The organism is Neisseria sp. P0016.S008 (assembly GCF_051957775.1).
Classification (GTDB): domain Bacteria; phylum Pseudomonadota; class Gammaproteobacteria; order Burkholderiales; family Neisseriaceae; genus Neisseria; species Neisseria flavescens_B.
Genome location: NZ_JBQCWB010000003.1, coordinates 235,095 through 249,943, shown reverse-complemented (window position 1 = coordinate 249,943; position 14,849 = coordinate 235,095). Strand labels below are relative to the sequence as shown.

Annotated in this window: 10 protein-coding genes and 1 pseudogene; 4 read left to right on the top strand and 7 right to left on the bottom strand. The window is 51.2% G+C overall.

Annotated features, from left to right (window positions below; genetic code table 11):
- Positions 1–7: 7 nt before the first annotated feature.
- The 3 genes from ACTHS8_RS05385 to ACTHS8_RS05375 all read right to left on the bottom strand — a co-directional run bounded on the left by ACTHS8_RS05385 (position 8) and on the right by ACTHS8_RS05375 (position 2,475).
- Positions 8–523: an outer membrane protein assembly factor BamE gene (locus ACTHS8_RS05385; protein ID WP_070646532.1), complete on the bottom strand. Its 516-nt coding sequence runs from the start codon at positions 521–523 to the stop codon at positions 8–10.
- Between the two features lie 459 nt (positions 524–982).
- Positions 983–1,621, bottom strand: a complete 639-nt coding sequence (locus tag ACTHS8_RS05380; RefSeq protein WP_004519037.1) for an MBL fold metallo-hydrolase — start codon at positions 1,619–1,621, stop codon at positions 983–985.
- A 338-nt stretch (positions 1,622–1,959) separates the two neighbouring features.
- Positions 1,960–2,475, bottom strand: coding sequence for a DUF308 domain-containing protein (locus ACTHS8_RS05375; RefSeq protein WP_070629697.1), 516 nt, complete (start codon positions 2,473–2,475; stop codon positions 1,960–1,962).
- A gap of 80 nt (positions 2,476–2,555) precedes the next feature.
- Between ACTHS8_RS05375 and ACTHS8_RS05370 the strand changes: the two are divergent.
- Positions 2,556–3,113 (top strand): annotated as a pseudogene (locus tag ACTHS8_RS05370) (DNA ligase); the annotation flags it as partial.
- 65 nt (positions 3,114–3,178) lie between these two features.
- Here ACTHS8_RS05370 and ACTHS8_RS05365 read toward each other — a convergent pair.
- Together ACTHS8_RS05365 and ACTHS8_RS05360 are read right to left on the bottom strand one after the other, a co-directional pair.
- The gene (locus tag ACTHS8_RS05365) at positions 3,179–3,829 is read right to left on the bottom strand and encodes an HAD-IA family hydrolase (RefSeq protein WP_070824111.1); all 651 of its coding nucleotides are present in this window, start codon (positions 3,827–3,829) and stop codon (positions 3,179–3,181) included.
- 10 nt (positions 3,830–3,839) lie between these two features.
- A complete protein-coding gene (locus tag ACTHS8_RS05360; protein WP_440373185.1) occupies positions 3,840–4,826 on the bottom strand; it encodes an RluA family pseudouridine synthase in 987 nt (328 codons plus the stop codon).
- A gap of 514 nt (positions 4,827–5,340) precedes the next feature.
- Between ACTHS8_RS05360 and ACTHS8_RS05355 the strand changes: the two genes are divergently transcribed.
- On the top strand, positions 5,341–8,223 hold the full coding sequence (locus ACTHS8_RS05355) for an Rne/Rng family ribonuclease (RefSeq protein WP_254324346.1): 2,883 nt from the start codon (positions 5,341–5,343) through the stop codon (positions 8,221–8,223).
- 257 nt (positions 8,224–8,480) lie between these two features.
- On the opposite strand, the gene mscL is transcribed toward ACTHS8_RS05355, so the two are convergent.
- Complete coding sequence (gene mscL / locus ACTHS8_RS05350) at positions 8,481–8,924, bottom strand: large conductance mechanosensitive channel protein MscL (RefSeq protein WP_440366576.1); 444 nt, start codon at positions 8,922–8,924, stop codon at positions 8,481–8,483.
- Positions 8,925–9,372: 448 nt separating this feature from the next.
- Positions 9,373–10,161, bottom strand: coding sequence for an enoyl-ACP reductase FabI (gene fabI, locus ACTHS8_RS05345; RefSeq protein WP_049335828.1), 789 nt, complete (start codon positions 10,159–10,161; stop codon positions 9,373–9,375).
- 208 nt (positions 10,162–10,369) lie between these two features.
- Between fabI and ppk1 the strand changes: the two genes are divergently transcribed.
- Together ppk1 and ACTHS8_RS05335 are read left to right on the top strand one after the other, a co-directional pair.
- Positions 10,370–12,427: a polyphosphate kinase 1 gene (gene ppk1 / locus ACTHS8_RS05340; RefSeq protein WP_440373184.1), complete on the top strand. Its 2,058-nt coding sequence runs from the start codon at positions 10,370–10,372 to the stop codon at positions 12,425–12,427.
- Between the two features lie 102 nt (positions 12,428–12,529).
- Positions 12,530–14,545 (top strand): prolyl oligopeptidase family serine peptidase, encoded by a 2,016-nt coding sequence (locus tag ACTHS8_RS05335; RefSeq protein WP_440373183.1) that lies wholly within the window; start codon positions 12,530–12,532, stop codon positions 14,543–14,545.
- Positions 14,546–14,849: the final 304 nt, after the last annotated feature.

The following is a 14,849-nucleotide window of genomic DNA, read 5'->3' as shown; positions in this document are numbered from 1 at the left end:
TTTGTCCTTATTGACGGATGCGTTTAGGAGCTTCTTTAATGATCTCGCGGATGATCACTTGAGGCTCTTGTTTAGGTGTAGGTGCTGGAGGAGGACATACAGCATCTTTAGGGAATACTGGATTCCAGAAGAAGCTGCGTGCAAATTTGTCTTTGTCGTAGATCACTTTGTATTGGCAAGTAGTGATGCCTTCAACGCCAGAAGTGTTTTCAGGGTCAACGCCTACGCCTGGGGTGTAGAAGTGGAACAGGTAGTCCCATTCACGCACGCCAACCATGCCTTCGTCGTAGTGAGGACGGCCGAGGATTTTGTAGATGTCGTCTTTGGTCAGACCAGGACGCATTTGATCCAGCTCGTCAAAAGTCGGGAATGTACCGCGGTCTTTGTTGAAGGTCAGGGAGTAAGGTTTAGGGAAGCGTGGCTCGTCTGTAGTGCCTTCAGGAGTGATTTTGCTCTTAGTAGCACAGGCGGCCAGCAGGCCGGTAGCCAGCAGGACGAAGCCTACTTTTGCGATTTTTTTCATTTGATAATCCTTTTATTGATTTTACCGGCCGAACTTTTCAGACGGCCTGTTAGTGCCGGCAGCGAGTTTGCCGGTTTACCCAAATAATGTTGTGCTTCTTAAAGATGTACCCGATGGTTTGACAAACAGAACATTGGCACATTCCGGCAGGGCATTACGCCTCATCTCCGTTGTATCCGCCTGAATCGGCAGAACCGTTCAGACGGCCTGACTGACATTTATTGTCACTTTGTAACAATTTCACTGCGAGTAAGGCTTGGGGTTTAGAGATTTCCGGTTTTTGATAAATCAGGTTGTATTGCGTAATACCTTGTTATCTTTGTGCTTTAGTTCTTTTTGGCATTTGCCGGAGATTAGGTACTTAATCTTTCGGGTATTATCCCTGCAAATTGTATGCCAGTTTTCCTTTATACGCATAATCTGTGTATGTCAGAATGTTGGCTTTATACAAAATTCATATTAACGAACCAGAAACGGATTGTACCTTTTCTCATGCCCGATACTGGTCATACGGCCGTGTCCGGCTATAACTTGCGTGGTTTCGGGCAGGGTTAATAGTTTAGCGCAGATATTGTTTATGAGGTCATCATGATTGCCGCGCGGAAAATCTGTGCGACCAACGGTCTCATAAAACAAAACATCGCCTGCGACTAAAAGCCCGTTTTCGGCGTTGTAAAAAACGACTTGTCCGGGAGTGTGGCCGGGAATGTGGAGGACTTGGAAGCTGTGGTTGCCGACCTTGAGCGTTTCCCCTTCTTCCAGCCAGCGTGTCGGCGTGAATGACGGAGAAACAGGGAAACCGTATTGCGCCGTTGTTTGCGGAAGGGCTTGGAGCAGGAATTCGTCGTCTTTGTGCGGGCCGAGAACAGGTACGTCGCAGGTTTTCAAAAGCTCAACCACGCCGCCTGCATGGTCAAGATGGCCGTGGGTCAGCCAAATGGCGGTCAGCTTGAGGCCTTTGTTTTGGACTTGTTGCAATAAATAGGGTACATCGCCGCCGACATCGGTCAAAACGGCTTCTTTGGTTTCATCATCCCAAATCAACGTGCAGTTTTGACGGAAGGGGGTAACGGCATTGATTTCAAATTGGAGTGCCATGGGTGTTCCTAGGGAATGCTTATTTAATGTTGTTTACATTTCAGACGGCCTTTTGTTATTATGCATATATAATAAAAAAGCAAGTCTGGAAAAGTGTCTTATGAATAATGTAATGCGAACCATATTACGCTAATGTTAGAGCGTTTTGGGCTAGTTGCTAAATAAAAGAGCTAGAAAAGCGTCTAACCACTTGCAAATGTAGTAGGCGAATACATTTACCATGACGGCTAGCCAAAACAAATAAAATAGCTGCCACAAATACGAAATAGACATCGTAATTTATGACAGCTATTTGGCAGTACCTGGTCGATCTTATAGTGTAATTATTTAGTTATATTCTATTTTTTAAAAGCCTCACCGATGGAATAAATTCCGTCAAATAAGAAACCGAAAGCGATAAAGTAGATAAATACCTTACCGGAAGCAATCGGCTGGAATATGAGTAATAGGCCTAATAGTAAAAGAATTAGTGCAAGCCATTTTGCATTACGTCCCATGAGTGATACCATGCTGTCGGACTTTCTTGATTTAATGAAAATGATGATAGCATCGATTACCATCCAGATGCCGATTGTGATCGGGAATACTAACGGTAGGAATGCAAATCCGCCGCATACGAGAAAGATACCGAATAGAGCATTGATAATACCGCTGATGAGATACCAGCCGCTACGCAATTCAGGGGGTAACATAAAATAATTTATAATGGAGCTGACTGCACTGACAAAAAAGATAATAGAAAATAGCCAGGCAAAAGCCATGAGATTAATAACGGGATTTAAGAGTAAGAATATCCCCAGGATAATGCTTAAAATACCCGATAAAATAAAGAAAAATTTGCTTGAACCACTCATAATAATTCCTCCAATCTTTGGTACTGCTTATTTACAGTATTCATGAAATCATGGGGGATGTCAAATTGTAACGATAAAGACGAGGGCGGTTTGAGCAAATTTCCGCGATGGTGCGTTCTGCCTCGGGAAATTGGGACGGCATCCGTTTGCATGTTTTTGATGTGCCGCAGGCGCAGGGTAATCTGTATCAGCGGCTGGAAACGGCTTCGAAATGGCTGAAATCACACCCGTCGGCACGGTTTACGGTTATTCCGCAAGTCAAGGTGCGCGACAAACAGCATGCTTTGGATTTTTTGAAACAAGTTGAAGCGCTGGGTGGGGAAGGGGTGATGCTGCGTCAACCTGAAGCCCGTTATGCAAGCGGTAGAAATGGGCAGCTGTTGAAGCTGAAAAGTGAATATGATGATGAATGTACGGTAACGCGTCATTATGAGGGCAAAGGGCGCAATGTCGGGCGTTTGGGTGCGGTAGGGTGTAAAAACCGATATGGCGAGTTTCGTATCGGCAGCGGTTTTAAGGATAAAGACCGCGACCATCCGCCGAAAATCGGTGCGCTGATTACTTACCGTTATCGTGGTTTTACGCAAAAGGGAACGCCGAAATTTGCAACATTTGTCAGGGTGCGCTCGGATCGATAAAACAAATTAAAGGCCGTCTGAACATAGGTTTCAGACGGCCTTTAATATAGATGTTGCATAGCCTTTTATAAGGTTTCCAATACATCAGGCAATTCGGCCAAGCTGTTGAGCATGGCGACATGGGGCATGGCGGAAAGTTGTTGGGCGGTGTGCGCGCCGGTGGTGACTGCGATGGCGCGGATTTTGGCGTTGGCGGCCATTTCTAGGTCGTGGGTGGTGTCGCCGACGACGATGGCCTCTTCCGGCTCAACACCCAGTCGGTCGCAGAGGGCGAGTACCATATCGGGCGCGGGTTTGGACGGATATTCGCTAGCGCAGGCGGTTTCCAGCCAAAAGGCTTGGGTGCCGGTTTGCTCGATGGACCTATCCAGTCCGCTGCGGCCTTTGCCGGTCGCTACGGCAAGCCAATAGCCTTGTTGCCTCAAGCGTTGCAGGCAGGGCAGGGCTTCGGGGAACAGGGTCATGTTGCGGTTGTTGGGATTGAGGTAGTGCGCGGCATAGGTCTCAATCAGGGTTTCCTGAACGTGTTCGCTGACGTTGTGGGCAAGGCGGCGGATGATGCCGGAGAGGCTGTATCCGATGAGCGGACGGATTTGGTCGGCTTCGGGAACGGGCAGACCGCAATCGGCAAAGCTTTGTTGGAAGGTGTGGATGATGGGGTTGGTGGTGTCGGCAAGCGTGCCGTCCCAGTCGAAAATAATGAGTTTGGGTTTCATGGGTTTCCTTTCAGATGGCCTTTTCCTGATTTTCCAACATTAAAACAAATTGCGCCAATTCTTGCGGCAGGGGGGCTTTCAGAATCAGTTTTTCGCCGGTCAGCGGATGGGCGAGGTGCAGCTCGGAAGCGTGCAGGAACATTCTTTTCAAACCGAGTTTCTGCAGGCGTTTGTTGGCTTGATAGTCGCCGTAGCGTTCGTCGCCGGCAATGGGGCAGTCTTGTGATTGCAGGTGGACGCGGATTTGGTGGGTGCGGCCGGTTTTCAGGGTGGCTTCGACAAAGGTCAGGTCGGACAGGCCGACTTGGTGCAAAAGGCCGTCTGAAAAACGGTTTAACACGCGGAAAATGGTGTGGGCGGATTGGCCGTCTTCGCTGACGCGCACCATTTTTTCGCCTTGTGCGCCGGTGTATTTGAACAGGGGGAGCTTGACGTGGAAGCGGTCGTTCGGCAGCCTGCCGACACCCAGCGCGAGATAGATTTTTTTCGGATGGTCGTTGCGGATGGCTTCGTGCAGTTTCACCAAGGCGCTGCGTTTTTTGGCAATCATCAAAAGGCCGCTGGTGTCTTTGTCGAGGCGGTGGACGAGTTCGAGATAACGTGCTTCGGGACGGGCGCGGCGGATTTGTTCGATGACGCCGAAGCTCACGCCGCTGCCGCCGTGGACGGCAACGCCGGAAGGTTTGTTGATGACCAAAAGCGCATCGTCTTCGTAAACGATGTCAAACTCGCGAGCAGGCGCGGCCTGGCTTTCAGACGGCCTTTGTTTTTCGGCGATGCGTATCGGTGGAATGCGGACGGTATCGCCTGCCTGAATGCGGTTGTCGGGTTTGCAGCGTTTTTTGTTCAGCCGCACTTCGCCGGCGCGGATAATGCGGTGGATATGGCTTTTCGGGACGCCTTTGAGGATTTTTATCAGATAGTTATCAAGGCGTTGGCCTTCCTCGTGTTCGGCAACGGCAATCAGGCTGACTGAATCTTTGCGTATTGCGTGCATTTTCTCTATAATCCCAAACGTCCGTTTCGGGAACAGAACCTGCCGTCGCAGGCCGTCTGAAACGGATTTATTGTTAAAACGAGATTTTATATTAAAAACGCACTCCGCAAAGCATTTCCTTGTGTTTGTTCAAAGCCGGCAAACGCAATCCCGTAATTAAGTTTGAATTGAACCTGCCGTCCGGCCGGGCGTAAGACGCAGTCCGCGCAGCACCGTCCGAAATTACCGGCGCTACGATAATAAGAAGATGTAGGCTGCCTTATTTTGTCCGAAGCATCAGCATTCGGACGGCAGCGGAACCATCAACCTTTCCGCCGCATTGTTCTTTATTTCCTTCTTTATCCGAATCCGTCCGCACATGGCTTGAGTTCAAGCATGCAACCTTGCGGATTTCAAATCAAATACTGGTTACACGGGGATTTTCCCATCTTGCCTTTGAAGAGTGCCAACCGGACAGACAGGCCGTCTGAAAAAGATATTCACAAATCAAACGGCCGCTGTTCACGAGGTGACTATGAAAAGAATGTTATTCAACGCAACGCAGGCCGAAGAGCTGCGCGTTGCCATTGTCGATGGCCAAAACCTTTTGGACTTGGACATCGAAACGCTGGGCAAAGAACAGCGTAAAGGCAATATCTACAAAGGTATCATTACCCGCATTGAGCCGTCGCTGGAAGCGTGTTTCGTCGATTACGGAACCGACCGCCACGGCTTTTTGCCGTTTAAGGAAGTATCGCGTTCATATTTCCGCGACTACGAAGGCGGCAGGGCGCGTATTCAGGACGTGCTCAAAGAGGGCATGGAAGTCATCGTCCAAGTCGAAAAAGACGAGCGCGGCAACAAAGGCGCGGCGCTGACCACTTTCATCAGCCTGGCCGGCCGCTATTTGGTATTGATGCCGAACAACCCGCGCGGCGGCGGCGTATCCCGCCGTATCGAAGGCGAAGAGCGCCAAGAGTTGAAAGCCGCTATGGCCGAACTCGATATTCCAAACGGCATGAGCATCATTGCCCGTACTGCCGGCATCGGCCGCAGCGCGGAAGAGTTGGAATGGGACTTGAACTACCTCAAACAACTCTGGCAAGCCATTGAAGAAGCAGGCAAAGCACACCACGATCCTTACCTGCTCTTTATGGAAAGCTCGTTGCTGATTCGTGCGATTCGCGACTATTTCCGTCCCGACATCGGCGAGATTCTGGTGGATAATCAAGAAGTTTATGACCAAGTTGCCGAGTTCATGAGCTATGTCATGCCGAGCAATGTAGGCCGTCTGAAACTCTATCAAGACCACACGCCGCTGTTCTCCCGTTTCCAAATCGAACACCAAATCGAAAGTGCGTTCTCACGCAGCGTCAGCCTGCCTTCCGGCGGCGCGATTGTGATCGACCACACCGAAGCCCTGGTTTCCATCGACGTCAACTCTGCGCGTGCCACACGCGGCTCTGACATTGAAGACACCGCGTTCAAAACCAATATGGAAGCCGCCGAAGAGGTCGCCCGTCAAATGCGCCTGCGCGACTTGGGCGGTTTGGTCGTCATCGACTTCATCGACATGGAAAATCCGAAACACCAACGCGATGTTGAAAACGTCCTGCGCGACGCGCTCAAAAAAGACCGCGCACGCGTGCAAATGGGCAAACTTTCGCGTTTCGGCCTTTTGGAATTGAGCCGTCAACGTTTGAAACCGGCTCTGGGCGAAAGCAGCCATGTTGCGTGTCCGCGCTGTGCCGGTACCGGCGTTATCCGCGGCATCGAATCCACCGCCCTGCACGTTTTGCGCATTATTCAAGAAGAAGCGATGAAAGACAACACCGGCGAAGTACACGCACAAGTGCCTGTCGATGTTGCCACCTTCCTGTTGAACGAAAAACGCGCCGAGCTGTTTGCGATGGAAGAGCGTTTGGATGTCAACGTCGTCCTGATTCCAAACATCCACTTGGAAAATCCGCACTACGAAATCAACCGCATCCGCATTGATGACGTAGAAGAAGACGGCGAACCGAGCTACAAACGCGTCGCCGAGCCGGAAGAAGACGAATCCGCCAAACCTTTCGGCAGCGAAAAAGCCAAAGCTTCCCGTCCTGAGCCAGCTGTCAAAGGCGTACGCCATACCCAGCCTGCACCGACTGTCGCCCCTGAGAAAAAAGCCTCTTGGTGGGACAGCTTCAAAGCTTGGTTGAAACGCATTTTCGGCGGCGAGCCTGCACCTGCCGCAGTTGCTCAAGAGCCTGTTGAAAAACGTACGGCAAACAACCGCAACCAAAACAGCAACCGCCGTTCAAACAGCCGCCGTCAAAATCCACGCCGCAACAACAAACATGACGGCAGTAAAGTCGAAGTGCGCGAAGTGAATGCCGAAGCTGCCGACAGCAAGTTTGAAGAAAACAAATCAAACGAAAGCCGCAATGACGAGCGTAAAGACACCCGCCGCAACCGCAACCGTAACAACCGCCGCGATGATCGCAACAATGAGCGCAACCGTGTTGAGGAAGTGGTTGAGGACGTAAACGTTCAAGAAGTGGCTGCACTGGCTGAGATGCCGTCTGAAAACCAAGCGGAACAAAACGGCAATAAACGCCGCCGCAACAACAGTCGCAACGAGCGCAACCGTAATCAATCTGCGGAAAACCGTGTTGAGGACGTGAACGTTCAAGCCGATGGCAAACAGGCGCAAGTCGAAGCGGACGACAACGCCCGCAACGAAGAGGGCGTGAAAAACAATGGCCGTCAAGGACGAGACTGCAACAACCGTCAGCGCAACAATCGCAACGACCGCCGTTCCAACAGCAAAAAACGCAATATTCCGTCTTCAGCAAAAATCGAGCAATACCTGAACATTACCGACACCGCCGACAAAGTCCTCTTTGCTGTAGCGCATGTTTTAGGTTTGAACGAAACGGTTGAAGCTGAAAATGTACCTTTGCCGCAGGAAGATGATCATGCCGAGCCACTGGTGATTGTAGTATCCGAGCCTGAAGTGACCAGCGCAGAGCCATTCGTATTTGCGATTGAAAGCGAAGACGAGCCTGCCGTAGCGCAAACTGAAGGCGTAGATGCCGAACAAGCCCTGCTTGCTTCTGCAGTCAGCAACGTCAAAGAAGCCATTTCTGCAGTATTGTCTCCGAATGAAACGGCTACTGTTGCACCGGTTGAAGTACCAGACGAAACTGTTGCCACACCAGCTGAAGCCGTAGCTCAAGCAGCGCCTGTTGCAATCGTTGTGCCTGAGAGCTTGGGCGATTTGATCTTCGTTGAAACCGATCCGCAAGCTGTTGCCGCTTTTGCCGCGCAGCCACAACCTGAACCGGTCGCTAAAACACGCCGTTCGGATGTGCCTAAAGTAGAAGTGGAAGACGTAGCAGTCGAAATGATTTTGGTGGAAACACGCAAAGATTAAGATTGGTTTTCCAGTTAAAAGCCCGATGTTGAACGCATCGGGCTTTTTTATTGGCAAGGAATTGTGCTGCTCATTTTCTTTGTGTTTGCCATGAGCGTTGCTTCATGGTTAAAAAAGCAGGATAGCTTGCTGAGAAAGGGAGGAGTGTGATTCTTTCGATGGGAAGGGCTTGACGATAAATAGATCGGTATGAAAAAAGGCTGTCTGAAATGGTTTCAGACAGCCTTGGTTTGTGTGTGTATGTTTAGGTATTGTGATTATTTTTTGTTCAGAGAGTCACGGATTTCGCGTAACAACAGAACTTCTTCGCTAGGCTCTGCTGGTGCTTCTTCAGCAGGAGCGTCGGCTTTTTTCAAGGAGTTGATGGCTTTAACCACGCAGAAGATGGCAGCGGCAACGATCAGGAAGCTGATCACAGTGTTGATGAACAGACCGATGTTCAGGGTAACGGCACCGGCTGCTTGAGCGGCCGCCAGGTTGGCGTAACCTTCAGCAGGAGCGGCTTGTGCGCCGTCTTTCAGGGTAATGAACAGGTTGGAGAAATCAACGCCGCCGATCAGCAGACCGATAGGAGGCATGATTACATCGTCAACCAATGATTTGACGATGCCGCTGAATGCTGTACCGACAACCATACCGACTGCGAGGTCGACAACGTTGCCACGCATAATAAATTCTTTAAATTCTGAAGCGATTGACATAATTAATCTCCTGTATGTGTTTGAGTCAAAATCAGATGTGATTCAATAAATCGGCAGGCATCTTAACGCTTTATTAGTTAAGAAAAATTCAATAATGTTAAATTTTGTATTTTATACCAAAAATGTCCTGCTTCTATGCCTTCTGTATGAAAAACAGGCCGTCTGAAATTTTTCTGTTACTTTTTTACACCACTTTTTATCAGCGGCTAAGTATTAGATAACATGAATGTTATCTTTAGAATCAATGTTCTATCGGAATTTCAAATTGAGGTAGAATGATAATATAATAATGTTGAAAATATAATCATTGAAAGCCTGTAAAGGCAATGTTTCGTATCCGTATTTGACTTTCAGACGGCCTTTTTGGTTATGCAGTTATTCAAGCCATAATGTAATAGTCATAAAAAACGCACTTTCATGATGAAAGTGCGTTTTGTGTAAAAACTGTTTAGTTCTCTTCGTCATTCAGCGCATTGATGCTGTAACCGCCGTCAACGTAGGTAATCTCGCCGGTGATGCCGGAAGCGAGGTCGGACAAGAGGAAGGCGGCGGTGTTGCCGACTTCTTCAGTGGTAACGTTGCGGCCCAGTGGGTTGTGGGAAGCGACGTGGCCTAAGAGTTTGCTGAGATCGGCGATGCCGGAAGCGGCCAGGGTTTTGATCGGGCCTGCGGAGATGCCGTTGCAGCGGATGCCTTCTTTGCCCAGGCAGGCAGCAGTGAAGCGGATGCCGGCTTCGAGGCTGGCTTTGGCCATGCCCATAACGTTGTAGTTAGGAATGGCACGAACGGCGCCCAAATAGCTCAGGGCAACGATTGCGGCGTTGCGGCCCTGCATCATCGGACGTGCGGCTTTGGCCAGCGCAGGCAGGCTGTATGCGGAGATTTCGTGAGCGGTGTTGAATGCTTCGCGGCTAATGCTGTCGAGGAAGTCGCCGCTCAAAGCTTCTTTCGGGGCAAACGCGATGGCGTGCACCAAACCGTCGAGGCCGTCCCAGTGTTTGCCCAAGTCAACGAAAACTTGGTTGATTTCGTCGTCGCTGGCAACGTCGCAGCGGAACACGAGTTCGGAGCCGAGTTCGGCCGCCATTTTACGGACGCGCTCTTCCAGTTTGTCGACAACATAAGTAAATGCCAATTCCGCGCCTTGTTCGCGGCAGGCTTTGGCGATGCCGTAAGCGATGGAACGCTCGGAGATCATGCCGGTAATCAGAATTTTTTTGCCTTGCAAAAAGCCCATTTTCTTATCCTTTAGCAGTGGTATTGCGGTTGCATTAAACTGCGCATTATAGCAAAAACCGCTGTTTCGGCATAGAAAACAACGGATAACCCTTTGACTTGCCTCAAATAGGGATAAGGTTTTCTGTCAAGGCCGTCTGAAACCTGACGGAACGGCGGCAAAACGTTATACTTGATAGTCTTAATGACCGATGTTTCAGGAGTGAACCATGCCCGAGCAAAAACGCATTCTTTGCCGAGAACTCAGCCTGTTGGCGTTTAACCGCCGTGTACTGGCTCAGGCGCAGGATACGAAAGTTCCTTTGTTGGAGCGTTTGCGTTTTTTGTGCATCGTGTCTTCCAATTTGGACGAATTTTTTGAAGTCCGCATGGCGTGGTTGAAACGCGAAAACAAACTGCGTCCGCATCAGCCGCTCGACAACGGAAAAACCGCGGCCGAAACCATCGAAGCGGTGGCGAAAGAGGCGCAGGCTCTGATCCGCGAGCAGTACGACCTGTTTAACAAAGTATTGCAGCCTGCACTCAGCCGCGCTGGCATTCATTTCTATCGCCGCCACAAATGGACGGCCGCGCAGAAAAAATGGATCGAAAACTATTTCGACAATGAGCTGTTGCCCATTCTCACGCCCATCGGCCTTGATCCGTCACACCCGTTTCCTCGCCCGTTAAATAAATCGCTCAACTTCGCCGTCGAACTCGAAGGCACGGATGCGTTCGGCCGGCCGTCTGGTATGGCGATTGTGCAGGCTCCGCGCATTTTGCCGCGCGTCGTCCCCATGCCGTCTGAAATTTGCGGCGGCGATGCAGGCTTTGTGTTCTTGTCTTCGATTTTGCACGCCCATGTCGGCAAACTCTTTCCCGGCATGAAGGTGAAAGACTGCCATCAGTTCCGTCTCACGCGCGACAGCGATTTGACGTTCGATGAAGAAGATTTGAAAAACCTGCGTGCCGCGATTCAAAACGAATTGCACGACCGCGAATACGGCGACGGCGTGCGCTTGGAAGTAGCAGACACTTGTCCGGCGCATATTCACGACTTTCTGCTTGCCCAGTTCAAGCTGACTTCTGCCGAGCTGTATCAGGTCAAAGGCCCGGTCAATTTGGTGCGCCTCAATGCCGTTCCCGATTTGGTGGACAGGCCGGATTTGAAGTTTCCGCCGCGCAATGCAGGCCGTCTGAAAGCCTTGCGCAAAAACGGCTCCGTGTTCAAATTGGTCAAACAGTCACCGATTTTGCTGCACCACCCGTATCAGTCTTTCGATCCGGTTGTCCAAATGATACGCGAGGCAGCGGCCGATCCGGATGTGTTGGCCGTCAAAATGACTATCTACCGTACCGGCAGCAATTCTGAGCTTGTGCGCGCATTGATGAAGGCCGCACTGGCGGGCAAGCAAGTTACCGTCGTGGTCGAACTGATGGCGCGTTTTGACGAAGCCAACAACGTCAACTGGGCGAAACAGCTGGAAGAGGCGGGCGCGCACGTCGTGTACGGCGTATTCGGCTACAAAGTTCACGCCAAAATGGCTTTGGTTATCCGCCGCGAAGACCGTGTGCTCAAGCGTTATGCACACCTAGGTACCGGCAACTACCACCAAGGCACATCGCGCATCTACACCGACTTCGGCATCATCACCGCCGACGACCAAATCACTGCCGATGTGAACACTTTGTTTATGGAAATCACAGGTTTGGGCAAGCCGGGCCGTCTGAACAAGCTCTATCAAAGCCCGTTTACCCTGCACAAAATGGTCATCGACCGCATCAAGCAGGAAACCGAACACGCCAAAGCCGGCAAACCGGCGCGGATTACCGCCAAGATGAACTCACTCATCGAGCCGAGTGTAATTGATGCGCTGTATCAAGCCAGCGCAGCAGGCGTGCAAATCGACCTGATTGTGCGCGGTATGTGTACTTTGCGCCCAGGTGTAAAAGGCTTGTCCGAAAACATCCGCGTCCGCTCCATTATCGGTCGCCAACTCGAACACTCGCGCGTGTATTGCTTCCATAACAACGGCGCAGACGATACCTTTATCTCCAGCGCCGACTGGATGGGTCGCAACTTCTTCCGCCGCATTGAGGTCGCCACGCCGATTACCACGCCCGAACTCAAAGAACGCGTGATCCGCGAAGGTTTGGAAATGGCCTTGGAAGACAATACCCAGGCTTGGCTGATGCAGCCTGACGGCAGCTATGTCCGCACCCAGCCGCAAGACGGCAAGCCTGCGTTTGGTTTGCAGGAAGGTTTGTGGAAAATATACGGACGTTAAATTGAATAATGTCTCAGGCCGTCTGAAACGCAGGTTTCAGACGGCCTTTTTTGATTTTGCCGTTATAATTCCGTTTCCCAATCTTTCAGACGGCCTTTTCCTATGAAATCTTACCCCGATTCCTATCTCCATTTTGAAAACCTCGAATCTCCCGAAACGCAAGATTTTGCCGCCGCGGCGCATGCCGAAACGCGTGCGCGTTTTTTAGAAAACGACAAAGCGCGCGCATTGTCCGACGGCATTTTGGCGCAGTTGCAGGACACGCGGCAGATTCCATTTTGTCAGGAACACCGCGCGCGGATGTACCATTTCCATCAGGACGCAGAATATCCGAAGGGCGTGTACCGCGTATGTACCGCGGCGACGTACCGTTCCGGCTATCCCGAGTGGAAAATCCTGTTTTCGGTGGCGGACTTCGACGAATTGCTCGGCGACGATGTGTATTTGGGCGGCGTGTCGCACTTGGTGGAACAGCCCAACCGCGCGTTGTTAACACTGAGCAAATCGGGCGGCGATACCGCGTACACGCTGGAAGTGGATTTGGAAGCAGGGGAGTTGGTAGAAGGTGGTTTTCACTTTCCGGCAGGCAAAAACCATGTGTCGTGGCGCGATGAAAACAGCGTGTGGGTGTGTCCGGCTTGGGACGAACGCCAGTTGACCGAATCGGGCTATCCGCGCGAAGTGTGGCTGGTGGAACGGGGCAAAAGTTTCGAGGAAAGCCTGCCGGTGTATCAAATTGCCGAAGACGGCATGATGGTGAACGCGTGGCGTTATCTCGATCCGCAGGGTTCGCCGATTGATTTGATTGAAGCATCGGACGGTTTTTACACCAAAACCTATTTGCAGGTCTCAGCCGAAGGCGAGGCGAAACCGTTAAACCTGCCCAACGATTGCGACGTGGTTGGCTATCTGGCCGGACATCTTTTGCTGACGCTGCGGAAGGACTGGAACCGCGCGAACCAAAGCTATCCGAGTGGTGCGCTGGTGGCAGTAAAATTAAACCGCGGCAAATTGGGCGCGGCGCAGCTTTTGTTTGCGCCCGATGAAACGCAGGCATTGGAAAGCGTGGAAACGACCAAGCGTTTTGTCGTGGCGAGCCTGTTGGAGAACGTACAAGGCCGTCTGAAAGCATGGCGCTTTACCGACGGCAAATGGCAGGAAGTCGAACTGCCGCGCCTGCCTTCGGGTGCGTTGGAAATGACCGACCAACCGTGGGGTGGCGACGTGGTTTACCTTGCCGCCAGCGATTTCACCACGCCGCTGACGCTGTTTGCGCTGGATTTGAACGTGATGGAACTGACCGTCATGCGCCGCCAGCCGCAGCAGTTCGATTCAGACGGCATCAACGTGCAGCAGTTTTGGACGACTTCAGCCGACGGCGAGCGCATTCCTTATTTCCACGTCGGTAAAAACGCCACGCCCGACACGCCGACCTTGGTTTATGCCTACGGCGGTTTCGGCATTCCCGAATTGCCGCATTATCTCGGTAGCGTCGGCAAATATTGGCTGGAAGAGGGCAATGCCTTTGTATTGGCAAACATCCGCGGCGGCGGCGAGTTCGGCCCGCGCTGGCATCAGGCGGCGCAGGGAATCAGCAAACACAAAAGCGTCGATGATTTGCTGGCCGTCGTGCGTGATTTGTCCGAACGCGGCATGAGTTCGCCCGAACACATAGGTTTGCAGGGCGGCAGCAACGGCGGCCTGATTACCGCCGCCGCCTTCGTGCGCGAACCGCAAAGCATAGGCGCGCTGGTGTGCGAAGTGCCGCTGACCGACATGATCCGCTATCCGCTGCTCTCCGCCGGCGCAAGCTGGACGGACGAATACGGCAACCCGCAGAAATACGAAGTCTGCAAACGCTGGCTGGGCGAATTGTCGCCGTATCACAATCTTTCAGACGGCATCGATTATCCGCCTGCGCTCATTACCACCAGTCTCAGCGACGACCGCGTCCATCCTGCCCACGCGCTCAAGTTCTACGCCAAACTGCGCGAAACCTCGCCGCAATCTTGGCTCTACTCGCCTGACGGCGGCGGCCATACCGGCAACGGCACGCAACGAGAATCCGCCGACGAACTCGCCTGCGTCTTGCTGTTTTTGAAAGAGTTTTTAGGGTAGAAGCAAGCAGCAGGACTGACCGTTTTGTAAAGTTGAGAAACAAAATACTCTTGTTTCGGCAAGTGAAAAGAAGGCCGTCTGAAAAACGAATATTAAAGTTTTTCAGACGGCCTTCTTTTCTTTTAACTTTCAACATATCCCGATAAAATGGACACTTTGTAAGTGATCATTGATGGAAGACGCAATTATGGCAACCGAACCGAAAAATTATACACGATTTAGAAAATAATTTCAAACAAAACAATATATTAAAACTCAAACAAATCTTTCCCGAAGTCTTTTGCGAAGACCAAATCGACTTTGA

What these genes read in the sequence shown, in the direction of transcription:
- ACTHS8_RS05380 (WP_004519037.1), bottom strand. Translation starts at nt 1,621, where the DNA reads ATGGCACTCCAATTTGAAATCAATGCCGTTACCCCCTTCCGTCAAAAC.
- mscL (WP_440366576.1), bottom strand. Translation starts at nt 8,924, where the DNA reads ATGTCAATCGCTTCAGAATTTAAAGAATTTATTATGCGTGGCAACGTT.
- fabI (WP_049335828.1), bottom strand. Translation starts at nt 10,161, where the DNA reads ATGGGCTTTTTGCAAGGCAAAAAAATTCTGATTACCGGCATGATCTCC.
- ACTHS8_RS05375 (WP_070629697.1), bottom strand. Translation starts at nt 2,475, where the DNA reads ATGAGTGGTTCAAGCAAATTTTTCTTTATTTTATCGGGTATTTTAAGC.
- ACTHS8_RS05360 (WP_440373185.1), bottom strand. Translation starts at nt 4,826, where the DNA reads ATGCACGCAATACGCAAAGATTCAGTCAGCCTGATTGCCGTTGCCGAA.
- ACTHS8_RS05335 (WP_440373183.1), top strand. Translation starts at nt 12,530, where the DNA reads ATGAAATCTTACCCCGATTCCTATCTCCATTTTGAAAACCTCGAATCT.
- ppk1 (WP_440373184.1), top strand. Translation starts at nt 10,370, where the DNA reads ATGCCCGAGCAAAAACGCATTCTTTGCCGAGAACTCAGCCTGTTGGCG.
- ACTHS8_RS05355 (WP_254324346.1), top strand. Translation starts at nt 5,341, where the DNA reads ATGAAAAGAATGTTATTCAACGCAACGCAGGCCGAAGAGCTGCGCGTT.
- ACTHS8_RS05385 (WP_070646532.1), bottom strand. Translation starts at nt 523, where the DNA reads ATGAAAAAAATCGCAAAAGTAGGCTTCGTCCTGCTGGCTACCGGCCTG.
- ACTHS8_RS05365 (WP_070824111.1), bottom strand. Translation starts at nt 3,829, where the DNA reads ATGAAACCCAAACTCATTATTTTCGACTGGGACGGCACGCTTGCCGAC.